General features: G+C 71.2%; 21 protein-coding genes. 7 read left to right on the forward strand and 14 right to left on the reverse strand.

Annotated elements, in window-relative coordinates:
• Window positions 1-127 precede the first annotated feature (127 nt).
• Window positions 128-1,276 (forward strand): glycerate kinase, encoded by a 1,149-nt coding sequence (locus tag ABR737_RS36990; protein WP_350257064.1) that lies wholly within the window; start codon window positions 128-130, stop codon window positions 1,274-1,276.
• Window positions 1,277-1,395: 119 nt separating this feature from the next.
• Here ABR737_RS36990 and pssA read toward each other — a convergent pair whose 3' ends face one another.
• From pssA to ABR737_RS37035, 9 genes are all read right to left on the reverse strand, one after another.
• Window positions 1,396-2,256 (reverse strand): CDP-diacylglycerol--serine O-phosphatidyltransferase, encoded by an 861-nt coding sequence (pssA, locus tag ABR737_RS36995; protein WP_350255536.1) that lies wholly within the window; start codon window positions 2,254-2,256, stop codon window positions 1,396-1,398.
• Window positions 2,243-2,890 carry a phosphatidylserine decarboxylase gene (locus ABR737_RS37000; protein ID WP_093491318.1) on the reverse strand — a complete coding sequence of 216 codons (648 nt, stop codon included), beginning with the start codon at window positions 2,888-2,890 and terminating at the stop codon, window positions 2,243-2,245. The genes pssA and ABR737_RS37000 overlap by 14 nt, the downstream gene beginning before the upstream one ends.
• 170 nt (window positions 2,891-3,060) lie before the next feature.
• On the reverse strand, window positions 3,061-4,266 hold the full coding sequence (locus tag ABR737_RS37005; RefSeq protein WP_350255537.1) for an acyl-CoA dehydrogenase family protein: 1,206 nt from the start codon (window positions 4,264-4,266) through the stop codon (window positions 3,061-3,063).
• Between the two features lie 2 nt (window positions 4,267-4,268).
• A complete protein-coding gene (locus tag ABR737_RS37010) occupies window positions 4,269-4,793 on the reverse strand; it encodes a MaoC family dehydratase (protein WP_238576183.1) in 525 nt (174 codons plus the stop codon).
• Window positions 4,794-4,798: 5 nt separating this feature from the next.
• Window positions 4,799-5,773 (reverse strand): HpcH/HpaI aldolase/citrate lyase family protein, encoded by a 975-nt coding sequence (locus ABR737_RS37015; protein WP_350255538.1) that lies wholly within the window; start codon window positions 5,771-5,773, stop codon window positions 4,799-4,801.
• Entirely contained in the window at window positions 5,770-7,782 is a 2,013-nt protein-coding gene (locus tag ABR737_RS37020; RefSeq protein WP_350255539.1) for an ethylmalonyl-CoA mutase, read from the reverse strand. The genes ABR737_RS37015 and ABR737_RS37020 overlap by 4 nt, the downstream gene beginning before the upstream one ends.
• A 39-nt stretch (window positions 7,783-7,821) precedes the next feature.
• Window positions 7,822-9,159, reverse strand: coding sequence for a crotonyl-CoA carboxylase/reductase (gene ccrA, locus ABR737_RS37025; RefSeq protein WP_350255540.1), 1,338 nt, complete (start codon window positions 9,157-9,159; stop codon window positions 7,822-7,824).
• Between the two features lie 551 nt (window positions 9,160-9,710).
• Complete coding sequence (locus ABR737_RS37030; protein ID WP_350255541.1) at window positions 9,711-10,514, reverse strand: TetR family transcriptional regulator; 804 nt, start codon at window positions 10,512-10,514, stop codon at window positions 9,711-9,713.
• Between the two features lie 136 nt (window positions 10,515-10,650).
• Window positions 10,651-12,471: a 3-hydroxyacyl-CoA dehydrogenase family protein gene (locus ABR737_RS37035; RefSeq protein WP_350255542.1), complete on the reverse strand. Its 1,821-nt coding sequence runs from the start codon at window positions 12,469-12,471 to the stop codon at window positions 10,651-10,653.
• A 386-nt stretch (window positions 12,472-12,857) separates the two neighbouring features.
• Between ABR737_RS37035 and ABR737_RS37040 the strand changes: the two genes are divergently transcribed.
• Complete coding sequence (locus ABR737_RS37040) at window positions 12,858-13,592, forward strand: HEAT repeat domain-containing protein (RefSeq protein ID WP_350255543.1); 735 nt, start codon at window positions 12,858-12,860, stop codon at window positions 13,590-13,592.
• On the opposite strand, the gene ABR737_RS37045 is transcribed toward ABR737_RS37040, so the two are convergent.
• Window positions 13,520-14,098 carry a GNAT family N-acetyltransferase gene (locus ABR737_RS37045; protein ID WP_350257065.1) on the reverse strand — a complete coding sequence of 193 codons (579 nt, stop codon included), beginning with the start codon at window positions 14,096-14,098 and terminating at the stop codon, window positions 13,520-13,522. The genes ABR737_RS37040 and ABR737_RS37045 overlap by 73 nt on opposite strands.
• Window positions 14,099-14,253: 155 nt before the next feature.
• Between ABR737_RS37045 and ABR737_RS37050 the strand changes: the two genes are divergently transcribed.
• Both ABR737_RS37050 and ABR737_RS37055 read left to right on the forward strand, forming a co-directional pair.
• Window positions 14,254-15,045 (forward strand): SDR family NAD(P)-dependent oxidoreductase, encoded by a 792-nt coding sequence (locus ABR737_RS37050; RefSeq protein ID WP_350255544.1) that lies wholly within the window; start codon window positions 14,254-14,256, stop codon window positions 15,043-15,045.
• An 81-nt stretch (window positions 15,046-15,126) separates the two neighbouring features.
• Window positions 15,127-15,486 (forward strand): MerR family transcriptional regulator, encoded by a 360-nt coding sequence (locus ABR737_RS37055; protein ID WP_350255545.1) that lies wholly within the window; start codon window positions 15,127-15,129, stop codon window positions 15,484-15,486.
• Between the two features lie 14 nt (window positions 15,487-15,500).
• Here the strand turns inward: ABR737_RS37055 and ABR737_RS37060 are convergent, their stop codons facing one another.
• Window positions 15,501-16,550: an Rv2578c family radical SAM protein gene (locus tag ABR737_RS37060; RefSeq protein ID WP_350255546.1), complete on the reverse strand. Its 1,050-nt coding sequence runs from the start codon at window positions 16,548-16,550 to the stop codon at window positions 15,501-15,503.
• Between the two features lie 157 nt (window positions 16,551-16,707).
• On the opposite strand from ABR737_RS37060, the gene ABR737_RS37065 reads away from it, so the two are divergent.
• The 3 genes from ABR737_RS37065 (at window position 16,708) to ABR737_RS37075 (ending at window position 21,175) form a co-directional block, all read left to right on the forward strand.
• A complete protein-coding gene (locus ABR737_RS37065; RefSeq protein WP_350255547.1) occupies window positions 16,708-17,151 on the forward strand; it encodes an SRPBCC family protein in 444 nt (147 codons plus the stop codon).
• A gap of 253 nt (window positions 17,152-17,404) precedes the next feature.
• The gene (locus ABR737_RS37070; protein ID WP_502964435.1) at window positions 17,405-19,984 is read left to right on the forward strand and encodes an MFS transporter; all 2,580 of its coding nucleotides are present in this window, start codon (window positions 17,405-17,407) and stop codon (window positions 19,982-19,984) included.
• A 261-nt stretch (window positions 19,985-20,245) separates the two neighbouring features.
• Window positions 20,246-21,175 (forward strand): alpha/beta fold hydrolase, encoded by a 930-nt coding sequence (locus ABR737_RS37075; RefSeq protein ID WP_350255548.1) that lies wholly within the window; start codon window positions 20,246-20,248, stop codon window positions 21,173-21,175.
• 57 nt (window positions 21,176-21,232) lie between these two features.
• Here ABR737_RS37075 and ABR737_RS37080 read toward each other — a convergent pair whose 3' ends face one another.
• From ABR737_RS37080 to ABR737_RS37090, 3 genes are all read right to left on the reverse strand, one after another.
• Window positions 21,233-22,153 (reverse strand): class I SAM-dependent methyltransferase, encoded by a 921-nt coding sequence (locus ABR737_RS37080; protein WP_350255549.1) that lies wholly within the window; start codon window positions 22,151-22,153, stop codon window positions 21,233-21,235.
• 432 nt (window positions 22,154-22,585) lie between these two features.
• Complete coding sequence (locus ABR737_RS37085) at window positions 22,586-23,461, reverse strand: serine hydrolase (RefSeq protein ID WP_350255550.1); 876 nt, start codon at window positions 23,459-23,461, stop codon at window positions 22,586-22,588.
• 320 nt (window positions 23,462-23,781) lie between these two features.
• Complete coding sequence (locus tag ABR737_RS37090; RefSeq protein WP_350255551.1) at window positions 23,782-24,663, reverse strand: helix-turn-helix domain-containing protein; 882 nt, start codon at window positions 24,661-24,663, stop codon at window positions 23,782-23,784.
• Between the last annotated feature and the right edge of the window lie 120 nt (window positions 24,664-24,783).

Consider the following 24,783-nt stretch of genomic DNA (forward strand, 5'->3'; position numbering starts at 1 on the left):
CAGCACCGCGGACCGAAGTGCCCTGGTCGCCCCACCCCTCGCCGGATAAGGTCACAGCGGCGCGACTGCCCGTACGAAAGCAAGGGGAAACACGGTGGCGGACGCAGCAAGGACTTCCTCGGCGCAGGTGCTGATCGCCGCGGACAAATTCAAGGGCTCGCTCACGGCCGTCGAGGTCGCCGAGCATGTCACTGCCGGTCTGCGCCGGGTGGTTCCCGGTCTGGACGTGGCGGCCGTGCCGGTCGCGGACGGCGGCGACGGCACGGTCGCGGCGGCGCTGGCGGCCGGCTTCACCCGCCACGAGGCACGGGTCACCGGCCCGACCGGCGCGCCGGTCACGGCCACCTTCGCGCTGCGCGCGGGGGCACCCTCAGCGGCAGCCGGGGGAGGCACCGCGGTGGTGGAGATGGCGGAGGCCTCCGGGCTCCAGCACCTCCCGGCGGGCGTCTTCGCGCCCCTGACCGCGACCACGTACGGCACCGGCGAACTGCTGCGCGCGGCCCTCGACGCGGGCGCGACCTCGATCGTCTTCGGCGTCGGCGGCAGCGCCACGACTGACGGCGGCGCCGGCATGCTCGCGGCGCTGGGCGCCCGGTTCCTGGACGCGGACGGCGAGCCGGTCGCCCCCGGCGGCGGCCCGCTGCGCGGCCTGGCCACGGCCGATCTGTCGGGGCTGGACCCCCGGCTGGCGAAGACCGCGATCGTGCTGGCCAGCGACGTCGACAATCCGCTCACGGGCCCCAAGGGCGCCCCGGCGGTCTACGGCCCGCAGAAGGGCGCGAGCGAGGAGGACATGGCCACGCTGGACGCCGCCCTGGCGCATTTCGCCGAGGTGCTGGGGCGTGCGGTAGGACCGAAGGCCGCGGAAGCCGCCCTGGCACCCGGCGCGGGCGCCGCGGGAGGGGTCGGCTACGGCGCGCTGGTCGGCCTGGACGCGGCGTTCCGGCCCGGCATCGACGTGATGCTCGACGTCCTGGGCTTCGCCCCGGCGCTGGCCAAGGCCACCTTCGTGATCACCGGTGAGGGCTCGCTCGACGCCCAGACGCTGCACGGCAAGGCGCCGGCCGGGGTCGCCGCCGCGGCCCGTGCGGCCGGCCTGGACGTGGTCGCGGTCTGCGGCCGGCTCCAGCTGCCGCAGGAAGCGCTCGGCGCGGCCGGCATCCGGCGGGCCTACGCCCTGACGGATCTGGAGCCCGACCCGGCCCGCTGTATGGCCGAGGCGGGCCCGCTGCTGGAGCGGGCGGCGGAGCAGCTGGCGCGGGACTTCCTGGTCTGAGGCGCGGTGCGGCCCGCCGCGGGCCGCACCCACCACAACGCCGCGGGCCCCGGCGAAGAACTCGCTCGGGGCCCGCGGCGTTGTCCGGTTTTGCGTCCGGCTGGTGCGTCCGGGTGGTGCTAGGGGAGCTGCGCGGCGCGGGACTCGGCCCGCGACTCGCGCCGGTTGTCGCGGAAGGTGTTCACCCTCCGGGCCGTCGCGAACAGCGGGATCATCGCGCCCATGACCACCTGCAGGGCGCAGCCGGTCTGCAGCAGCAGCTGGCCGCCGGGGGCGTCCAGCGCCCAGGCCGTGAGCATGCCCATGCTGAGCACGATCCAGCTGAGCATCGCCACCGCGAGCCGCCCCCGCGGCTTGGGGTACTCGACCCGGCTCACCATCAGCCAGGCCACCCCGACGATCGCCAGCAGCGTCGGCACGAACGGCAGCTCCAGCAGCACGATCGCGACGACGGTCAGGGCGCCGAACGGGCCGGGCATGCCCTGGAAAATTCCGTCGCGCATCGGCACGCAGGAGAACCGCGCAAGCCGGAGCACCACCGCCAGCAGCACCACGACGGCCGCCACCACGGACACCCGCTGGTTCGCGTCCTGGGCGACCATGCCCCAGGTCACGACGAAGTACGCGGGTGCCAGGCCGAAGCTGATCAGGTCGGAGAGGTTGTCGAGCTCGGCCCCCATCGCCGAGGCCCGCAGCTTGCGCGCCACCATCCCGTCGAAGAGGTCGAAGACCGACGCCAGCAGCATCAGGATCACGGCCATCGCCGCGCTGTGCCGGGCCATCCCGCCGTCCTCGTTCCCCGTGAGGTGCGGGATCAGCACGCCGGTGGTGGTGAAGTACACGGCCATGAAGCCGCAGATGGCGTTGCCGAGGGTGAGGGTGTCCGCTATCGACAGCCGCGTGGACAGCGGCATGTCGTCCTCGTCCTCGTCGGCCTCGGGCACCCAGCCCGCCTGTGTCTCGGGATCAATCACGGTCAAGACGAGTCACCCCCGCGGTGGTCGCCTGGCCGACCTCGACCGCCACCTCGACGCCCTCCGGGAGGTAGACGTCGACGCGCGACCCGAAGCGGATCAGCCCGATCCGCTCACCCTGCTCGACCTTGGTGCCCTGGGGCACGTAAGGGACGATGCGGCGGGCCACCGCGCCGGCGATCTGCACCATCTCGATGTCGCCGAGCTCGGTGTCGAAGTGCCAGACGACCCGCTCGTTGTTCTCGCTCTCCTTGTTGAACGCCGGGACGAACCCGCCGGGGATGTGCTCCACGGACGTCACCGTGCCGGCCAGCGGCGCACGGTTGACGTGGACGTTCAGCGGGCTCATGAAGATCGCGACGCGGGTGCGCCCGTCCTTCCACGGCATGATGCTCTGCACCACGCCGTCAGCCGGAGAGATGACCCGGCCCTGAGCGATCTCCCGCTCGGGGTCGCGGAAAAACCACAGCATGCCCGCCGCCAGTGCGGTGGTGGGCACGGCAACGGCGGCCCAGCGACCCGACCGGCGGGACCGGGCGAGGCTGACCGCTGCCGTGGCAACGGTCGGCAGGAGCCACGGCGACGCTCCGCGCGCGAGGCGGACGCTACCGCGTTGTGCAGAGGATTGGCTGTGGGGCATGGATGACCTTCGTAGCGGAGGATGCCGCGTTTGGATACGGGGGACGGCGGCTTTCCGGGGATGCTATCGGTTACGAGCGGCAACTGGCCAAGAGCCAGAGCCAATCCGTGGCCGAAGAACGATGACGGGGTGTGATCTTCGTCTAGGACAGAGCAGCCCAAACGGGATGTTCACCCCTGGATCCGGTACTCCTCCAGTAGCCGTCGCCCGATGATCATTTTCTGGATCTCGGCGGTTCCTTCGCCGATCAGGAGCATCGGGGCCTCGCGGTAGAGCCGCTCGATCTCGTACTCCTTGGAGAAGCCGTAGCCGCCGTGGATGCGGAAAGCGTCTTCCACTACCTCCTTGCAGTACTCGGAGGCCAGGTACTTCGCCATGCCCGCCTCGAGGTCGTTTCGCTGGCCCGAGTCCTTTTTGCGAGCGGCATTAACCATCATCGCATGCGCCGCTTCGACCTTTGTCGCCATTTCGGCCAGTTTGAACTGGATGGCCTGGTGCTGCGCGATCGGCTTGCCGAAGGTGTGCCGCTGCTGGGCGTACGAAACACCCAGTTCGAAGGCGCGCTGGGCGACGCCGCAGCCGCGGGCGGCCACATTGACCCGGCCGACCTCGACGCCGTCCATCATGTGATAGAAGCCACGTCCGGTCTCGCCGCCGAGCACCCGATCGGCCGGGATCCGCAGCCCGTCCATGATCAGCTCGGTGGTGTCGACGCCCTTGTAGCCCATCTTGTCGATCTTGCCCGGAATGGTCAGGCCGGGGCGCACCTCGCCGAAGCCGGCCTCCTTCTCCACGAGGAAGGTCGTCATCGACTTGTGCGGGGCGGTGCCCTCCGGGTGGCCCTCGTCCGTACGGCACAGCACCGCGACGAGCGTGGACGTACCACCGTTGGTGAGCCACATCTTCTGCCCGTTGAGGACGTATTCGTCGCCGTCGCGGACGCCCTTGGACGAAATCGCCGAGACGTCCGAGCCCAGCGCCGGCTCCGACATCGAGAAGGCGCCGCGGATTTCACCGGCCGCCATCTTCGGCAGGAAGTAGTCCTTCTGCTCCTGCGTGCCGTGCTGCTTGAGCATGTACGCCACGATGAAGTGGGTGTTGATGATGCCCGAGACGCTCATCCAGCCGCGGGCGATCTCCTCCACGGTCAGCGCGTAGGTGAGCAGGGACTCGCCCAGTCCGCCGTACTCCTCGGGAATCATCAGGCCGAACACGCCGAGTTCCTTCAGGCCCTCGACGATCTGCGACGGGTACTCGTCGCGGTGCTCCAGTTCGGTGGCGACCGGAATGATCTCCTTGTCCACGAAGTCGCGGACGGTGGAGAGGATTTCCCGCTGGATGTCGGTCAGGCCCTCGGTCTGCGCGAGACGGGTCATGGCTACTTCTCCTTCTTGGCCGGCGGGGCCTGCAGCTCCGGGCGGCCGGGCTGCTCGCCGCCGCGCTCCTTGATGTAGGTGGCCGTGGGGACCATGACCTTGCGCCGGAAGACGCAGACCAGGGTGCCGTCCTGCTTGTAGCCCTTGGTCTCGACGTACACGATGCCGCGGTCCGTCTTGGAGCGCGAGGGCGTCTTGTCCAGCACGGTCGTCTCGCCGTAGAGCGTGTCGCCGTGGAAGGTCGGCGCGACATGCTTCAGCGACTCGATCTCCAGGTTGGCGATGGCCTTCCCGGAGACGTCGGGCACCGACATGCCCAGCAGCAGCGAGTAGATGTAGTTGCCGACGACGACGTTCTTGCCGAAGTCGGTGGTCTGCTCCGCGTAGTTGCTGTCCATGTGCAGCGGGTGATGGTTCATCGTGAGCAGACAGAAGAGGTGGTCGTCGTACTCGGTGACGGTCTTTCCGGGCCAGTGCTTGTACACATCGCCGACGGTGAACTCTTCATAGGTGCGGCCGAACTGCATGGTGCTTATGCCTCCGGGGCCTCGAACTTGGATGTGCGGGTCATGCCGGCGGCCCGGCCCTTGCCGGCGACGACCAGCGCCATCTTCCGGCTCGCCTCGTCGATCATCTCGTCGCCGAGCATCGCGGAACCCTTGGCCCCGCCCGCCTCCGAGGTGTGCCACTCGTAGGCGTCCAGGATCAGCTCGGCGTGGTCGTAGTCCTCCTGGGAGGGGGAGAACACCTCGTTGGCGGCCTCGACCTGGCCCGGGTGCAGCACCCACTTGCCGTCGAAGCCGAGGGCGGCGGCGCGGCCGGCGACCTCGCGATAGCCGTCAACATTCTTGATCTGAAGGTACGGGCCGTCGATCGCCTGCAGATCGTAGGTACGGGCCGCCATCAGAATGCGCATCAGAATGTAGTGATAGGCATCCGCCCCATAGCCGGGCGGCTGCTCGCCGACCACCAGGGACTTCATGTTGATGGAGGCCATGAAGTCGGCCGGGCCGAAGATGATGGTCTCCAGGCGCGGCGAGGCGCCGGCGATCTCGTCGACGTTCACCAGGCCCTTGGCGTTCTCGATCTGCGCCTCGATGCCGATCCGGCCGGCCTCGAAGCCCATGGTCTTCTCGATCTGCGTCAGCAGCAGGTCCAGCGCCACGATCTGCTGGGCGTCCTGGACCTTCGGCAGCATGATGCAGTCGAGGTTCTGGCCGGCGCCCTCGACGACCGTGATGACGTCCCGGTACGTCCAGTGCGTCGTCCAGTCGTTGACCCGTACGACCCGGGTCTTGCCCGTCCAGTCGCCCTGGTTCAGTGCCTCGACGATGTGGTGGCGGGCGCCCTCCTTGGCGAGCGGCGCGCAGGCGTCCTCCAGGTCCAGGAAGACCTGGTCGGCCGGGAGGCCCTGGGCCTTCTCCAGAAAGCGCGGGTTGCTGCCGGGGACCGCGAGACAGGAGCGGCGCGGGCGCAGCCGGGACACCGGCGGTGCGGCCTGGGTCATGCGGGGACCTCCAGGGGGTCGAGCTGGTTCGCTTTCCGGATCTCGTCGACGATACGGCCGATGATCTCCGTAATACCGAAGTCCTTGGGGGTGAACACGGCCGCCACTCCGGCTTCCCGGAGCGCTGCCGCATCGGCGGAGGGAATGATGCCGCCGACGATGACGGGCATGTCGTCGACGCCGGTGCGCCGCAGCCGGGCCAGGACGTCCGGGACCAGCTCGGCGTGCGAGCCCGAGAGGATCGAGAGGCCCACGCAGTGCACGTCCTCGGCGACCGCGGCCGAGACGATCTGCTCCGGGGTCAGCCGGATGCCCTGGTAGATCACCTCGAAGCCGGCGTCACGGGCCCGTACGGCGATCTGCTCGGCGCCGTTGCTGTGCCCGTCCAGGCCCGGCTTGCCGACCAGCAGCCGCAGCTTTCCGCTGCCGAGTTCGGCGGCGGTCTTGGCGACCTTCTCGCGGATCGCGGCGAGCGGGCTGCCCGCCTCGGCGGCGACCGCCAGGGGAGCGCTGGAGACGCCCGTGGGGGCCCGGAACTCGCCGAAGACGTCGCGCAGCGCCCAGGCCCATTCGCCGGTCGTCACCCCGGCGCGGGCGCACTCCACGGTGGCCGCGAAGAGGTTGCCGTCACCGGCCGCGGTCTTCTTCAGGACCGACAGCGCCTCCTGGGCGCGCGTCTCGTCGCGGTTGTCCCGCCAGTCGTGCAGCGCCCGGACGACGCGTGCCTCGTTGGCCGGGTCGACGGTCATGATGGCGGTGTCGAGGTCCGCGGTGAGCGGGTTGGGCTCGGTGCCCTCGAAGCAGTTGACGCCGACGATCTTCTCCTCGCCGGCCTCGATCCGGGCCCGCCGTTCGGCGTGCGCGGTGACCAGCTGCGACTTGAGGTAGCCGGACTCCACCGCGGCCATCGCGCCGCCCATCTCCTGGATCCGCTCGATCTCGGCGAGGCAGTCGGTGACCAGGGCGTCCACCTTGGCCTCGATGACATGCGAGCCGGCGAAGATGTCCTCGTATTCGAGGAGGTCGCTCTCGTGGGCGAGGACCTGCTGGATGCGCAGCGACCACTGCTGGTCCCAGGGCCGCGGCAGCCCCAGGGCCTCGTTCCAGGCCGGGAGCTGGACGGCCCGGGCGCGGGCGTCCTTGGAGAGCGTGACGGCCAGCATCTCCAGGACGATCCGCTGGACGTTGTTCTCCGGCTGCGCCTCGGTCAGGCCGAGCGAGTTGACCTGGACGCCGTAGCGGAACCGGCGCTGCTTCTCGTTCTCGATGCCGTAGCGCTCACGGGTGATCTTGTCCCAGATGCGGCCGAAGGCGCGCATCTTGCACATCTCCTCGACGAACCGGACACCGGCGTTCACGAAGAACGAGATACGGGCCACGACATCACCGAACTTCTCCGGCGGTACCTGCCCGGAGTCCCGCACTGCGTCCAGCACCGCGATCGCGGTGGACATCGCGTAGGCGATCTCCTGGACCGGCGTGGCGCCCGCCTCCTGCAGGTGGTAGCTGCAGATGTTGATCGGGTTCCACTTGGGGATGTGCGCCACCGTGTACGTGATCATGTCGGTGGTCAGCCGGAGCGAGGGCCCCGGCGGGAAGACGTGCGTCCCGCGCGAGAGGTACTCCTTGACGATGTCGTTCTGCGTCGTCCCCGACAGCTTGGAGATGTCGGCGCCCTGCTCCTCGGCGACCACCTCGTACAGCGCCAGCAGCCACATGGCCGTCGCGTTGATGGTCATCGAGGTGTTCATCTGGTCCAGGGGTATGTCCTGGAACAGCCGTCGCATGTCGCCGAGGTGGGACACCGGGACCCCGACCCGGCCGACCTCGCCGCGGGCGAGGATGTGGTCGGGGTCGTAACCGGTCTGCGTCGGGAGGTCGAACGCGACCGACAGGCCCGTCTGGCCCTTGGTGAGATTACGCCGGTACAGCTCGTTGGACGCCTCGGCGGTGGAGTGGCCGGCGTAGGTCCGCATCAGCCACGGACGATCCTTCTGACGCTCAGTCATATCAGGCCCGTATCTTCGTGGTCCGGTGTCCGAGTTGCCTCAGACGTTCCGGAACCGGTTGATGGCGTCGAGGTGCTTGGCGCGCATTTCTTCGTCACGCACGCCCATCCCCTCCTCGGGGGCCAGTGCCAGCACGCCGACCTTGCCCTGGTGGAGGTTGCGGTGCACGTCGTACGCCGCCTGTCCGGTCTCCTCGAGGCTGTACGTCTTCGACAGCGTCGGGTGGATCTTGCCCTTGGCGATCAGGCGGTTGGCCTCCCACGCCTCGCGGTAGTTGGCGAAGTGCGAGCCGACGATCCGCTTCAGCGACATCCACAGGTAGCGGTTGTCGTACTGGTGGTTGTAGCCGGAGGTGGAGGCGCAGGTGACGATGGTGCCGCCCTTGCGGGTGACGTAGACGGACGCGCCGAAGGTCTCGCGGCCGGGGTGCTCGAAGACGATGTCCACGTCCTCGCCGCCGGTCAGCTCGCGGATGCGCTTGCCGAAGCGCTTCCACTCCTTGGGGTCCTGGTTGTGCTCGTCCTTCCAGAACTTGTAGCCCTCGGCGTTGCGGTCGATGATCGCCTCGGCGCCCATCTTCCGGCAGATCTCGGCCTTCTTGTCGCTGGAGACCACGCAGATCGGGTTGGCGCCGCCGGCCAGCGCGAACTGGGTCGCATACGAGCCGAGTCCGCCGCTGGCGCCCCAGATCAGGACGTTGTCGCCCTGCTTCATGCCGGCGCCGTTCTGCGAGACGAGCTGGCGGTAGGCGGTCGAGTTGACCAGACCGGGCGACGCCGCCTCCTCCCAGCTCAGGTGCTTCGGCTTGGGCATCAGCTGGTTGGACTTGACCAGCGCGATCTCGGCGAGGCCGCCGAAGTTGGTCTCGAAGCCCCAGATCCGCTGCTCGGGGTCGAGCATCGTGTCGTTGTGGCCGTCGGAGGACTCCAGCTCGACGGACAGGCAGTGCGCCACGACCTCGTCGCCGGGGCCCCAGGCGTTGACGCCCGGCCCGGTGCGCAGGACCACGCCGGCCAGGTCGGAGCCGATCGCGTGGTAGGGGAGGTCGTGCCGCTTGGTGAGGGGGGAGAGCCTGCCGTAGCGCTCCAGGAACCCGAACGTCGACACCGGCTCGAAGATCGAGGTCCACACGGAGTTGTAGTTCACGGAGGAGGCCATCACGGCCACCAGCGCCTCGCCCGGGCCCAGCTCGGGCACCGGCACCTCGTCGACGTGCAGTGACTTGCGGGGGTCCTTCTCCTTGCTTTCGAGGCCGGCGAACATCTCGGCCTCGTCCTTGTGCACGGTCACCGCGCGGTAGGACTCGGGGATGGTCAGGCCGGCGAAGTCGGCGCTGGTGGTGTCAGGCGCAAGGATTGCGTCCAGGATTTCGTTCACGGTGTGCCTCCGGCGGTTGGGGTCTCCCCTACTCGACCGGAGCGGAGAGTTTGGGGAACCGTGGGAAACGGCTTGAGGGAACGTCGGGGGTGGTGCGGAGGTGGTGCCGTCGGTTCGGCCGGGGTGGCGTCGCTTCCGTCGCCTCTGCGGGGGTCGCAGAGCCGTCGGCCGCGGTGCCTGGCAGCGCTGGGTGAGCGCGGTGCCCAGCAGCAGCTGGGAGGTGCCTGTGACGCAGGCATCCGGGCGGACAGCCACATAGGGCTGGTGGGACAGCCGGCGTGCGTGGGTTCGCAGCACGCCGGCCGCCCGGACACCCTCAACGTATGACACCGCGTGCCAGCCGACAAGACACTGAGTGCCAAGAATTTCTCTCAGATGTCATCCGGGCGGCACGCATGAGCAAAAGAGGCCCGCTGGGGGGCCTCTCGGTGACGCAAAGAAATGGGGGAAGTGCGCAGCGTGTACAGAGGTGGCGTTACGCCATCCGTGTCGCGGCCCGGTCCGCCCGGGGGCGCCGGGCCGCGTTCGTCTCCGGTTCGGCCGGAAGGCCGTTACGAGTGTTCTTTGATCGCCTTGCGGATGGTGCGCATGACCTCGTCCAGCGGGGCATCCGTGCGGGCCACCGCGACCAGCACCTCGCCCTCCCGCGAGACGGCCGCCGGGGGGTTCTCCCCGCTGCCGGTGCGGCCCGCGCCGATGCCGGCGCCGAAGGTCTCCCGGACGATCGCGAAGGCGTGGTCGAGCTGGGCCTCGACATCGCCCTGGGCGTCGGCCCGCAGCCAGCGCCGCAGTACATGGTTGTGCGCGGTGACCACGGCGGACGCCGCGACCTCGGCGAGCAGCGGATCGTCGTCGCCCTCGCGGTGCGCGCCCTCGTCGAAGTGGCCCAGGAGATAGCGGGTGAACAGCCGCTCGTAGCGGGCCACCGAGGCGATCTCGGCCTCCCGCAGGGTGGGGACCTCGCGGGTCAGGCGGTAGCGGGCCACCGACACGGCCGGGGAGGCCGCGTACATCCGCATGACCTCCTTGATGCCGCGGCAGACCGTGTCCAGCGGGTTCTCGTGCGGCGGAGCGGCGTCCAGGACGGCTTCCGCGCGGACGAGGGTGTCGTCGTGGTCGGGGAAGATCGCCTCTTCCTTGGAGCGGAAGTGGCGGAAGAAGGTCCGCCGGGCGACGCCCGCGGCGGCCGCGATCTCGTCGACCGTCGTCGCCTCGTAGCCCTTGGTCGCAAACAGCTCCATCGCCGCCGCCGACAATTCGCGCCGCATTTTGAGCCGTTGCGCGGCCGCCCGGCGGGTACCGGGAGTGACGTTGTCGGGGGTGTCGGAGGGGTGCGTACGAGCGGGCTGGGACATGTGGGGACGGTACTGCATATTTACGCGGCCTGCGGCATGAGGTGCAGCCTGTGCCCCCGTGAGCGGGGGTGGACCGCCGTCCGGTTCCAGCAGTCCACCCCACCCTCCCCCGGCCGGGCCGGGGTGCCGCCACGCGTCAGCGCCGGGCGTACTCACGGAAGCCGCGGCCGGTCTTGCGGCCGAGGCAGCCCGCGGCGACGAGGTGCTCCAGCAGCGGCGACGGGGCCAGCCCCGGGTCGCGGAACTCGGCGTGCAGCACCTTCTCGATGGCCAGGGACACGTCCAGGCCGACCACGTCGAGGAGTTCGAACGGGCCCATCGGGTACCCGCCGCCGAGCTTCATGGCGGCGTCGATGTCGTCCAGCGTCGCGTAGTGCTCCTCGACCATCTTGATCGCGTTGTTCAAGTACGGGAACAGCAGCGCGTTCACGATGAAACCGGCCCGGTCGCCGCAGTCCACCGGGTGCTTGCGGACCTTGGCGCAGACCGCCCGCACGGTGGCGTGGACATCGTCGGCCGTCAGGACCGTACGCACCACCTCCACCAGCTTCATGGCGGGCGCCGGGTTGAAGAAGTGCATCCCGATGACGTCCTCGGGGCGCGAGGTGGCGCGGGCGCAGGCCACGACCGGCAGCGAGGAGGTGGTGGTGGCCAGGACGGCGCCCGGCTTGCAGACCTTGTCCAGGGTCTTGAACAGCTCCTGCTTGACCGCCAGGTCCTCGGCCACCGCTTCGACCGCGAGGTCCACGTCCGCGAACGCGTCCAGCGACCCGGCCGGGGTGATCGCGGCCAGCGCGGTGTCCTGGGCCTCGGCGCTCATCCGGCCCTTGTCCACGGAGCGGCCCAGCGACTTGGCGATCCTGGCCTTGGCCTTCTCGGCCTTCTCCAGGCTGCGGGCGGCCAGCACGACCTTGTAGCCCGCCTTGGCGAAGACCTCGGCGATACCGCTGGCCATCGTCCCGGAGCCGGCCACGCCGACACCGGTGACGGTCCGCCCGCCGGCGAGCTCGTCGGCGGCCGACGGGCTCTCCGCGTCCGGCACGACGGTGCTGCTGCCCGGGGCGTCGTACGTGTAGAAGCCGCGGCCCGCCTTGCGGCCGGTCAGCCCCGCCTCGGCGAGCTGGCCCAGGATCGGCGCGGGGGCGTGCAGCCGGTCCTGGGACTCGGCGTACATCGCCTCCAGGACCGTCCGCGCGGTGTCCACGCCGATCAGGTCCAGCAGCGCCAGCGGGCCCATGGGCAGGCCGCAGCCCAGCCGCATCGCGGCGTCGATGTCCTCGCGGGTGGCGTACCTGGACTCGTACATCGCCGCGGCCTGGTTCAGGTAGCCGAACAGCAGGCCGTCAGCGACGAAACCGGGGCGGTCACCCACCGCGATCGGGTCCTTGCCCAGGGCGTGCGCCAGCTCCGTGACGGCCGCGACCGCGGTCGGCGCGGTGAGCACGGAGGAGACCACCTCGACCAGCTTCATGGCCGGTGCGGGGTTGAAGAAGTGCACCCCGAGCACCCGCTCGGGGCGCTGCGAATCGGCGGCGAGCCGGGTCACGGACAGGGCGTTGGTGCCGGTGGCCAGGATGGTGTCCGGGCGGACGACGGCGTCGAGCCCGGCGAAGACCTGCCGCTTGAGCTCGTAGTCCTCGGGCACGACCTCGATGACGAGATCGGCGTCCGCGGCGGCCTGCAGATCGGTGAAGGTGCGGAACCGGGCCAGGATGTCCTGCCGCTCCCGCTCGGTGATCCGCTCGCGCTGCACGGCGCGGGCGGTGGCGGCTTCGAGGGCGGTGACGGCGTGCCGGGCCGCGGCCTCGTCGGTATCGATACCGATGACCTCGCGGCCGGCCCGGGTCAGCACCTCGGCGATACCGGTACCCATGGTGCCCAGGCCGACGATCGCCACGGTGGAAAGGGACAGCGGGGAGGCTTCAGTTGAGAGATCTGGGGTGGACTGAGGGCCCATCGCGAGACTCCTGAGGGTGTTCCCCTGGCAACAGGGGAGAAGTGACGACTGAGGGGTAACCGCGCGGTGCGAGACCTGCACTGCGCAGCGGCAGAACGGCGGCGGTGAGCCGCGGGAGCCGCAGCGCTGCGGGAGCACCGGCGGTGCGGGAGGTACGGCGCGCCCTGTCCCGGGGCCCTGCCGTGTTCTCCGTATTGATGTCGTGCTGTGCCGAACCGACTTCACTCTGTGGCGGCTGCGTCACCAGGCCGCCCGAGCAGTGGTGCTGCTCGTTCCAGCAGGTTAACCGGTGAGTAACCAGAGCGCCAGGGGTAGCGAGGGTCATTAGGCTGTGGTGCAGACCACGTCGCGGGAACCGGGGCGGCCCGGCGGGAGGGGATCGGCAAATGGAAGAGGAATTCCACGAGTTGACGGACCGGGTGCGGGCCGAACTCCGCTCCCCGCAGGATCTGGTCGCCTACGAACGGCTGCTGGGGCTGGCCCGCAAGAACACCCCGGCCGGGCGGGAGGAACTGGCCCGGATGCTGGTCGCCGTCGAACGTCCGCTGTGGGCCAGGGAGATCGCTGCCTTCATCCTGGGCTGCGCCGGCGACAAGCGGGCCTTCGAGACGCTTGTCCTGCTGCTGAACTACCGCGACCCGGTGCGCTGTGCCACCGCCGCACACGCCCTGGCCCGCCTCGGCGACCCCCGTACCGCCCGCGCCGCCGCCGCACTCGCCACCAATCCGCTGCGCACCGCCTACGCCCTGCACCCGGTCCGGCTGCTCGCCGAACTCCGCGCACCGCAGTCCGTGCCCGCACTGATCGCGACCCTGGAGCGGCTGCTCACCCCGCACAACCCCTACTGGCGGGTGGCGCTCGCCTGTGTCGAGGGCCTGGGTGCGCTGGGCGACCGCCGCGCGGTGCCCGCGCTCACCACAGCCGTCGCCCACCCCCGGCTGGCAGCCGCGGCGGCCGCCTCACTGGCGCGGCTGGGGGTACACGAGGACGTGCCGGAGCCGGCGGAGCCCGGGGCGGCGGGGGGCGGCGCGGGGGAGAGCGTGCCGCGTCAGGGCGCGGAGCGGGGGGAGGGGACCGGAGGCAGCGGCGGTTCCGGCCCGGACGTCAGCGAGCGCCGGTAGCGCAGCTCGGGGACACTGCGGCCGCCCACCTCGTACGCCTCCTGCGCCCCGTCCGGCACAAAACCGGCCCGTTCGTAGAACCGCCGGGCGCGGGTGTTGCCGCGCACCACCCACAGATACAGCGCGCGGTAGCCGCTCGCCCGTGCGCGGGCGGCCCCGGCGGCCATCAGCGCGCGCCCGACGCCGGTTCCGATCAGGCCGGGCGTCACATAAAGGGCCAGCAGCTCACCCGCGGTCGGCCGAGGTGCGGGCAACTCCGCGGGCCCCGGGGCGATATCGGGATCCCGGGCCGGCCCGACGCACGCCCAGCCGACCACCGCACCATCCTGCTCGGCCACCAGGTCCGACACCTCGGGCGGCCGGCGCCCGAACCACGACCGCCGTCGCTCCGCATCCGCCGCCACACTCATCGCGTCCAGATACGCCTGCGGCATCAGCCCGCGGTACGCCGCCTGCCAGCCGCGGACCCGCACCGCCGAGACCGCGTCGATATCCGCCTCGGTCATCTCCCGTACCCGTACGGGGCGCGGCGGCTGTGCCCGGCTCCGCTCATGAGACCCCTGCATGCTGCAGAGGGTAGGGGGCCTCGGAAGGGTGGCTCATCCGAATTCCCGGGTGCCGCTTGACCTTGCCCCAGGCGTCAGGGTTCGAGACTCCCGGCATGGAACGCACCACGCACACCGGGCCAAACGCGCCCGGAACTGGCAGCAGAGTCGTGATCGTCACCGGGGCCGGAACCGGGATCGGGCGCGCCACCGCCCGTGCCTTCGCGGCGGAGGGGGCGCGTGTCCTGGCGGTGGGCCGCCGTCCCGGACCGCTGGCGGAGACGGCCGCCGGGGCCGAAGGCGGGCACGGCCGGATCGTCCCCTACACCGCCGACATCACCGCGGACGGCGTGCCCGAGGGCCTGGTGCGCCATGCGGTGGAGACGTACGGCCGGCTGGATGTGCTGGTCAACAACGCCGCGGTGGTGGGCAGCGGGTCGCTCGGCAGCTTCACCGAGGAGCGGATGGCGCCGGTGCTGGCGACCAACCTCGTCGCGCCGGTGCTCCTCACCCAGGCCGCGGTGCCCCACCTGGAGCGGACCGGCGGCGTAGTGGTCAATGTGAGTACCTCGGTCGGGCAGCGGGGCTGGCCGGGCAATTCGGTCTACGCCGCGACGAAGACCGGGCTCGAACTCCTCACCCGCAGCTGGGCGGTGGAGCTGGCACCGCACGGCGTACGGGTCGTTGCGGTCGCGCCCGGCGCGATCGAGACCCCGATCGCACAGCACCAAGGGTGGTCCCCGGAGCAGCGGGCCGCCGTACGGAAGTGGCAGATCGCGCACACACCCATGGGGAGGGTGGGCCGTCCCGAGGAGGTGGCCTGGGCCGTCACCCGTCTCGCCGCACCCTCCGCGTCCTTCGTGACCGGGGTGATCCTCCCGGTCGACGGGGGAGCGGTGGTCGGCTGACGGACCGGCCGGGCGGCCGGGGCGGGACCGGGCCGCCCGCCCGGCCCTGGTAGAAACGGTGCCGGACGGGGAGGTGATCCGGTGCGGATCGGGGAGCTGGCACAGCTCACGGGGGCGTCGCCGCGCGCACTGCGCAACTACGAACGCGAGGGACTGATCGCCTCGGAGCGGGCGGCGAACGGCTACCGCGTCTACGACGAGCGCGCGGCCGTACGGGTCCGCAACATCTGCCACCTCCTGGCGGCCGGGCTCACGCTCGCCGATGTCCACTGCTTCACGCCCTGTCTGGACGGCGATATGACCACCGCCGTGCCGTCACCCGAGGGGCTGCGCATCGCCCGCGAGCGGCTGGCAGTCATCGATGAGCGGATCGCCGCCCAGACCGCGGCCCGCAACCGGCTGGCGCTGGCCCTGGAATCGGTGCAGGCCGGCCCGGCCTGAGGGTCGCGGCCGGTTCATATCAAGGTCAACTGGGTGGGTTCCGTGGGCGCGTCGGGCCGGTCCTCGCCGGGGGCACCGGCCGGACCGGGGACGGGGTCCGCCGAGGGGATCTTGCGGGCCGCGCCGGCCCGGGCGGGGCCGATGCCGTACTCCGCGGCGAATTCGTGGACCTGGCGGGTGATCCGGCGCTGGTACCAGGTAGGGGCGTAGGCGCCGTCGCCGTACATCGTGCGGTAGCGCGGCACCAGATGCGGGTGGTGGTGCTCCAGCCACGCCAGGAACCATTCCCGGGCGCCGGGCCGCAGATGCAGCACGAGCGGGGTGACGGAGCCGGCGCCGGCCTCGGCGATGGCGCGGACCGTGGCCCGCAGCTGGTCCGGTGCGTCCCCGAGGAAGGGGATCACCGGCGCCATCAGGACACCGCACGGGATGCCGTGCGCGGTGAGCGTCCGCACCACATCCAGCCGCCGCTCCGGGGCGGGGGTGCCGGGCTCGACCGTGCGCCACAGCTCGCGGTCCAGGAAGCCGACGGAGACGGAGATGCCGACGTCGGTGACCTCGGCGGCCTGCTGCAGCAGCGGCAGGTCACGCAGGATGAGCGTGCCCTTGGTGAGGATCGAGAAGGGGTTGGCGTGGTCGCGCAGCGCCGTGATGATGCCGGGCATCAGCCCGTAGCGGCCCTCGGCGCGCTGATAGCAGTCGACGTTCGTGCCCATCGCTATGTGGTCGCCGCGCCAGCGCCGACCCGCCAGCTCCCGGCGCAGCAGCTCGGGAGCGTTGACCTTCACCACGATCTGCGAGTCGAAGCCCTGCCCGGTGTCCAGGTCGAGATAGCTGTGCGTCTTGCGCGCGAAGCAGTACACACAGGCGTGACTGCAGCCCCGGTACGGATTCACGGTCCATTCGAACGGCATCCGGGAGGCGCCCGGGACCCGGTTCACGATCGAGCGGGCGCGCACTTCATGGAAGGTGATCCCGCGGAATTCGGGGGTGTCGATGGTCCGGCTGACGACATCCGTGCCGAACAGCGCGGACGGGCTTTCGCCGAGGTTGTCCCAGCGCATCGGGCCTCCTTCTGGATCCAGCAGAGCCCCCCGGCGCCATAATAGAACATGTGTTCCCTTGAGGCTCGGCGGCCCTGAATTTGGGCGCGCCGCCGTGGGGTGGTTGGCTTGGCGGCGCACCGCAGCACCGGCTGCCGAGTACTGGAGGAAGACACACATGGGGCAGGTCGAGGCCATCACGCAGCGCGAGATCGCGGCGGACCCGGAGGACGTGTTCGACGCGCTCGCCGACTACTCCGGCACGCGCCCGCAGCTGCTGCCCGAGCACTTCAGCGAGTACGAGGTCCGCGAGGGCGGCGACGGCAAGGGCACCCTCGTCCACTGGAAGCTCCAGGCCACGAGCAAGCGGGTGCGCGACTGCCTGCTGGAGGTCGACGAGCCGACCGACGGCCAGCTCGTGGAGAAGGACCGCAACTCCTCGATGGTGACCACCTGGGTCGTCACCCCGGCCGGCGAGAAGCGCGCCAAGGTCGTCGTCACCACCACCTGGCAGGGCGCCGGCGGTATCGGCGGCTTCTTCGAGCGGACGTTTGCCCCCAAGGGGCTCGGCCGGATCTACGACAGCATCCTCGACAACCTCACCGCCCACGTGACGAAGTGATCGGCCTTCCCCACCCGTCACCCTGAGCGCATGCCGTCACTCTCACCGGTTCGGGTGGTTTCCGGTGAGCGGAAGCGTCCGGCCCGCCGGAACGCTTCCGTACGGAAAGCCCTGATGGGAGCCCAATAGGCGCCCCGGGCAACGTACTTGACGTCCCTTCCTGTCCCGCCCGCACCCTTTCGTCGTGGTTGATCGGTGTTGTCGCCCAATGCGAGAAATTGGGCGGCAACAAGCGTGACGAGGGGAGCAGCACGTGGGCGGGACCACCCTGAGTGAGCGGGTCGGGCGGGGCGAACGGGCTGAGCGGGTCGGGGGGACCGGGGCGCCCGCGGTCGGCGCGATGACGGCCCCGGTCGTGCACGGCACTCCTCAGGGCCACGCCCTCGGTGCGCCGGCACCGGCCGGCCCCCGCCGCGTCCGCCTGGTCGTCCTCGCCCTGATGCCGGCGCTGCTGCTCGCGGCCCTCGGGCAGACCATCGTCGCCACCGCGCTCCCCGAGATCAGCGGCGAGCTGCACGCCCCGGACACGATGTCCTGGGCGGTGACGTCCTACCTCCTCGCCTCGGCCCTCGGTCTGCCGCTCCACGGCAGGCTCGGTGACCTCTTCGGCCGCAAGCCCGTCTTCCTCTTCGCCCTCCTCGTCTTCACCGCCGGCTCGGCGCTGGCCGGCTGGTCGCGGACGATGGACGAACTGGTCGCCTTCCGGGTCGTCCAGGGCTTCGGTGGCGGCGGGCTGATCATCGGCGTCCAGGCGGTCATCGCCGATGTCGTACCGCCGCGGGCCCGCGGCCGCCTCATGGGCCTGACCGGCGCCGCCTTCGGACTCGCCTGCGTCGCCGGCCCGCTGATCGGCGGCCTCTGTGCCGACCACGCCTCCTGGCGCTGGTGCTTCTACCTCAACGTTCCGGTCGGCGTGCTGTCGCTCCTCGTCCTCGCCCTCCGCCTGAAGCTGCCCCGGCCCGTGCGCCGCGCCCGGCCGGACCTCGCCGGAGCGCTGCTGCTCGCCGCGTTCACCACCTGCCTGGTCCTGCTGACCCGCTGGGGCGGTACGGAGTACGCCTGGAACTCGCGGGTCGTCCTCGGACTCGGCGCCGGTACGCTCGGCTGCGCCGTGCTGTTCCTCGCCGTCGAGCACGTCGTCGCCGAACCGCTGATCCCGCTGCGGCTGTTCCGCGACCCGGTCTTCCGCGTCACCGGCCTGACCGGCGCGGCCATCGGCATCGCGCTCTTCGGCGCCGCCGGCTACCTGCCGGTCTTCCTGCGGAGGGCCGACGGGGCCACGGCCACCGAGTCCGGGCTGCTGATGCTGCCCCTGACGGGCGGCATCGTCCTCGCCGCCCTCGTCTGCGGCCGGCTCATCAGCCGCACCGGGCACTACAGGGCGTTCCCCGTCCTCGGCTGCGCGCTGGCCGGGGTGGGGATGTGGCTGCTGTCGCCGACGCAGCAGAACACTCCGCGCGAGGTCCACCCCCTCTGGACGGGCCTCCTCGGACTCGGTATCGGCATCGGCCTCGTGCTGCCGGTGCTGGTGCTCGCCGTACGGAACTCCGTACGCGCCGCCGGACTCGGCACCACGACCGGCGCCACCCACTACTTCCGGCGGCTCGGCGGCAGCGTCGGCGTGGCCCTCTTCGGCGCCCTCATCGCCGAGCGGCTGGCCCGCCGGCCCGTCGACCGGCTGCCGGCGTCGGCGCGGCTGCCCGCCCCGGAGTCGATCATCCCGCAACTGGTGCGCGCCCTGCCCACCTCGCTGCGTGACAGCGACATCGCCGCGTATGCGCAGGCCATGCCGGGGATCTTCCTCTCTCTCGTGCCGGTGCTCGTCCTGGGCCTTGTGCTCGCCTTCTTCCTGAAAGAGAAACCCCTGGTGTCCCACGCCTCTCCTGCCCCGCAGGCCTCCCCGACCACGCACGCCCCGCATGTCCCGCCCGCCCCGTACGGCGATCCGGTCGACCCTGCCGCCGTGCCCCCGGCCCGTTCCACGACCGACGCGGCCGCCCCCAACACCCCTGACAGCAGGACGACTTACCCCCGCACGCACGGCTACGGCAGCACCGGAGCGCCCCCCGTCACCGCCGGCGTCCCGGTGTGCGGCACCGTCCAGCACCACGACGGCAGCATCGTGCCGCGCGCCGCGCTCACCCTCATCGACGTCGCCGGCCGCCAGGTCGGCCGCGGCGCCACCGGCGACGACGGGCGGTACGCCCTGAGCACCCCGGGGGCCGGCTCGTACGTGCTGATCGCGTCCGCGGGCGGGCACCAGCCGCAGGCCGTCAGCGTCACCGTCGGCGAGCGGCCGGTCGAACTGGACGTCGTGCTCGGCGGCGCGGGCCGCCTCGCGGGCACCGTCACCACCGCCGACGGCACACCCGTCCGCGATGCCATGGTCACCCTCACCGATGTCCGCGGCGAGGTCGTCGCCACCACCCGCAGCGGGCGTGAAGGAGGCTATGTCATCGGGGAGTTGGTGGCCGGCGAGTACACCCTCGCCTCCAGCGCCCCGACGTTCCGCCCCGCCGCGCTGCCGGTGACCGTGCAGGCGTCGCGGGAGACCCGCCAGGACATCGAGCTCGCCGGCGGCGCGGTGCTGCGCGGGACCGTACGGGCCGGCGGCGGCCGCCCCGTCGAGGACGCCAGGGTCACCCTGCTGGACGCAGCAGGCAATGTCGTCGACACCGCGACCACCGGCTCCGACGGGCTGTTCCGCTTCGTGGACCTGTCGGCCGGCGAGTACACCGTCATCGCCGCCGGATACCCGCCGGTGGCCACCGTTCTGCGGATGGCGGGCGGGGGCCGCACCGAGCGCGACCTCCAGCTGGGGCACGAGGACTGAGCGCCGCGCGACGGCAGCGGCGGGCGGTGCGCACGGTGTGCGGGCGGCACTTCCTCTTCGGGGAGTGCCGCCTCGTTGCGGAGTGCCGCCTGTTCCGAGGATGCCGCTTCTTCGGGGAGTGCCACCTGTTCGGGCAGCGCCGCCCGTATGCCGTGGTGCTGGAGGCCGGTCTCCAGGAGCGGTCTGCGGTGGCCCGGACCGAGGGCCCGGCCGTCGCCAACCGGCCCTGCCGCGAGCGGTGTTCGTGATGGGATGGTGCGCATGGCGGATATCAGTTTCCCTGAGCCACACATCGGACCGGAGTGGGCCCGGCGGCGCATCGGGGCCTTCCGGGACGCGGAGGCGTTCGAGCGGTTCGCCGCGGTGTACCGGGAGGCGATGGACACGCTGCCCGAGCCCGCGGAACAGCGCACCGTGGACACCGCGTTCGGGACGGTGCGGGTGTACCGGTTCGGTACGGGAAGGGGAGAGGCTGTGCCGCTCGTCCTGATGCCGGGACGACAGTCGTGCACCCCGCTGTGGCGGACGAACCTGCCGGCGCTGATGCGGAGCGGACGCCCCGTGTACGCCGTCGACGGGCTCGGCGAGCCGGGCTGCAGTGTGCAGTCGGCGCCGATGACGTCCGGTGCCGACCAGGCAGCCTGGATCGACGAGACGCTCGGTCAACTCGGCCTGTCCCGGGCACATGTGCTGGGGGTATCGATCGGGGGCTGGCTGGCGGTACAGGTCGCCCTCCACCGTCCGGAGCGCATCGCGTCGGTGATCGCACTGGATCCGGCGAGCACCTTCGCACCGCTGAGCTGGAAGATGATCGTGGTTTCGCTGGGCAGTGTGATCCCGGGGATGCCGAAGGGGCTGCGCGACCAGCTGCTGGGCTGGATATCGGGCGGTATCGACAACGCCGCCGATCACATCGAGGGACGGCTGATCGCCTCGGGGATGCGGGACTTCAAGGTCAGCTTCCCGCCCCCGGCCAGGCCCGGCGACGACGAACTGGCCGCCCTCCGCGTCCCCGTTCTCGCGCTGATCGCGGGGAAGAGCATCGCGCATGATCCGCAGAAGGCCGCGGCCCGGGCCCGTACGCTGCGCGCGGGCACCGTGGAGGTCTGGCCCGAGGCCTCACACGCGATCAGCGGGGAGTATCCGGAGCGGATCGCGGAGCGGGTGGAGGCGTTTCTCCGGGAGGGGTGAGGTCCGTATCCGTACGGGCGGCCGGCCAGGGCGGGGCGACCGTACGAGGCGGACCGGTCAACTCGGCGGCGCCGTACCGGAATTCGATGGCGCCGTACCGGAACCCGGTGGCGCCGTAGTGGAAATCGGTGCCGCCGTACCGGAATTCGGCGGCGCCGTACCGAAACGCAGCCGGGTGATCAGCGGACGGTCCCCGCGGAGCAAGGGTACGGCCGCGGCGCGGGGCGCGAGATAGCCGAGGAACCCACGGCCCGCGGGCAGCGGGACGTCGGTCACTTCGCCGATGGCCGGATGGGCGGCGCGCAGTTGGCCCCGTCCGGCCGCGTCCATGCCCCACGGCATCGGGGGCAGACGATGGCCGCCGGGCCCCTTGGCACCGGTGCGGGTGCGGGCGCTGAAGCGTCGCGACACGGTGTCGAACACCATCGAGCCACCGGGAAACGCCTCGACGCAGTCGGCGATCAGCCGGGTCACCTCGGCGGGCCGCAGATACATCAGCACGCCCTGCGCGGTCACCAATACCCCGCGTGCGGCGTCGATCCCGGCCATCCACCGGCGTTCGCGGATGTCACAGACGACGAGCCGCTGCCGTGCTCCGTGCGGAAGTACGCGGCCGCGCAGCGCCAGCGGTTCGGCAAGGTCGACGGTGACCCAGTGGGCCCGGCCGTTGTCGACCCGCCAGAACTGGGTCTCCAGGCCCTCGCCGAGAGCGATCACGGTGCCCTCCGGGTGGGCGGCGAGGAAGGCTCGCACGACGCCGTCGAATCCGAGGGCCCGGAGGGCGATGGCCTGCGCCAGCCATGGCCGGACAGCGCCCAGTCGCTCCGCGAAGGGGAAGTCGACCTCGGTGCGGAGCTGTACGGCGCGTGGATCGGGCAGCACCGTGTCCGGTCGGGCGGCCTCGGCGGCGCGGTGGTAGAGCGTCCACAACGCCGTTTCGGGAACTCCCTTGAGGTCTGCCGTGACACGGACTGGCACCGAGTTCCTCCCAGAGTGCGGTGTGGCGGCGGTCCGGCGGCGCGACACTTCTCGGCCCGCCGGATGCACCGCCCCGATGCGGCGTTGATACCGCCGCTGCTGTCCCGCAGGGGTCGATCCGGGGGGTGGGTCACCCTCGGGAGTGCATAGTCGTACCGCGGAATGCGCTGTGATCTGGCCGGCACCGGCACCGGCACCGCAACTGCCGGGTGGCGAGCAGGGAAAGGGGCTTGCACGCCTGCCTGCCCGCCCGGGAGCCCGGGGGCTGTCGCCAACGGGACCTCGACGAAGGCCGGTTGACGGCTGACGACCGGCCCGCAGAGGAGCCGGCCCCCGGAGCGGAGTGGGCCCCGGAGCGCAACGGGCGTCGGAGCGGAAGGGGTGCTGGAGCGGAACGGGTGCTGGAGCGAAGTGCGCCCCGGCCCGCGTAGGTCAGTGCGCCAGATCGCGGTGGACGACCCGGGCGGCGCCCTCGACGGTATGTACGCCGTAGTCCATGGTGCGGCTTCCGGTGGAGAGGACGGCCATGCCGTAGTCGTGGCCGCTGCCGGTGAAGGAGCCGACGCTGTTGACCCGCCAGCCACCGGTGTCGCGCGGCAGCCAGCCGTTCTTGACGTGGACGGAGGTCGTGGCGGGGGCGCCGGCGGGGACTCCCCAGCGCTGGTCGGCCTCGACCCGGTGCATCAGGTCGAGGGCGTAGCCGCGGGAGTGTGCGGTGAGCACCGTGTTGTCCGTGGTGAGGAGCTGCATCAGGGCGAGCTGGTCGGCGGCGGTGACCTGGGTGAGGCCCCAGGCCTTGCCCGCGCCGGGGACGGTGTGCCCCATGCCGGCCAGGGACAGGAAGTGCTTGATACCGGCCGGGCGGATCTGGTGCCAGAGCGCCGAGGTCGCGGCGTTGTCCGACTTGGTGATCATGGCGGTGGTCTGCTTCACCTCGTGCGGGGTCAGCTTGCGGTGCGCCTCCTGGCTCTGCCGCAGCAGGGCACCGAGCACCGTGACCTTCACCACACTCGCCGAGTCGAAGTGGGTGCCGGCCTTGAACTCGCAGCGGGTGCGGGTCGGCCGGTCGTAGATCGCCAGCGCCGAGGCGCCCTTACGCCCGTGGAGGGCGTCGGCGATGTCCTGGGACAGGGCGGGTGCCAGGCCCGGCTTCTTGGAGGTGCACACGACCTGGGAGTCGCCCACCGGCGTGCTGGAGGTGCTGGCCGAGGCCGAGGTCGCCGTGGTGAGTGCCGTGAGCAGTGCTCCGGCGGCCACGGCCGCGGCCAGCCCGCGGCGCGTCCGGGTCGCTATGCGTGATCCGTGCATGAAGGTGGTGTCCTGTCCCGCTGTGTATCGGAGGCCCGCTACCGGGTGGCCGGCCTCGGGTGACCGACGGTGCGCCGGGCCGCTGCGGCCGTGCTGCGGCCGGGGTCCCGGTTGAAAGGTCACAGTGACGATACGTGGCGGGGGTCTGGGCACCTTGATGGAATGTGGTGAATTGTCCGTTTTGAGGTTGCGCCTCGTGGTGTGATTTTCGACAAATCGGGCGGCGGGTGAGGCGCGGGCGGGTTCGTGGGGTGGGCGCCTCCTGGGTGCAACCTGGGTGTTTCTCGGGTTACCGGTGGGTGCGGACGGTTTCCAGGGGTCTAGGGGCGTGGCAGAGCCCTGCGGGGTTTGGCGGCGGTGTGTGGGCGGCGGGTGGCGGCCGCACGCCGCCGCCGTGCGCCGGCCATCAGCTGGCGGCTGCGCAGCGCCATCTCGATCTCGAAGCGGGTCCGCGGATCGCGCAGGCCGGCCCCGAACAGCTTCTCGAGCTGGCGCATCCGGTAGCGCACCGTCTGCGGGTGGATGCTGAGCGCCTTGGCCACCTCGGGAGCCCCCATGCCGCCGAGCCAGGCCAGCAGGGTCGCTTCCAGTCGCTCGCACCGCTCCGGCGTCAGTCCCGCGAGCGGGCTCAGATGGCGGGCGATCAGCGTGCGGGAGAGCGATTCGTCCTGGAGGAGCAGGAGGGATGAGAGGTGGTCGTCGACGAACACCACGCCGGCCTCGGGGCCGTCGTGCGGGGACGCCAGATCCAGCAGTCGCGATGCGGAGCGTACGGACGCGGCCGCCTCGTGAGCCGGCACGGCATGGCCGACCACGGCGGCGCGGTGCCGCAATACGCCTTTCAGTCTCGCCCTGCCGCTCTTGCCGTCGGCGAGCTGGGCGGGGATCAGCAGGCCCGGTGCCTCCTTCGGCGCGCTGACCAGACAGTCGCCCAGTGCGGACGCCACGAGATGGATGTCGGTGTCGGTGCGCAGCATGACGGCGCGCACCTTGTCGGGCAGCGGCCGGCCGCGTCGTAGTACCTCCTCGATCAGGCGGGTGACCTGCTGGTGACCGCCGTGCTCGATGACTTCCCGGAAGCCTGGATTGCGATCGCAAAGTGTTTGCGCGATCAGCTCGGTCAGGATCGCGAGTTGCTCGTCTTCGCTGTCGGCCCGGATGCCGCGTTGCGGTAAGGCGTCGTTGAGGGCTTCGCTCACCATTCTGCCTCTGTTTCATCGCGTGGGAAGCTGGTCCAGCCTGTTCTACCTCACCTGGCACGTGCCGTCGGCAGCTGACAGAACTCGTTCGGATGCCCTTTCGGAATCCGTCAGAAGTCCTTC

This window comes from Streptomyces sp. Edi2 (genome assembly GCF_040253635.1).
Taxonomy (GTDB): domain Bacteria; phylum Actinomycetota; class Actinomycetes; order Streptomycetales; family Streptomycetaceae; genus Streptomyces.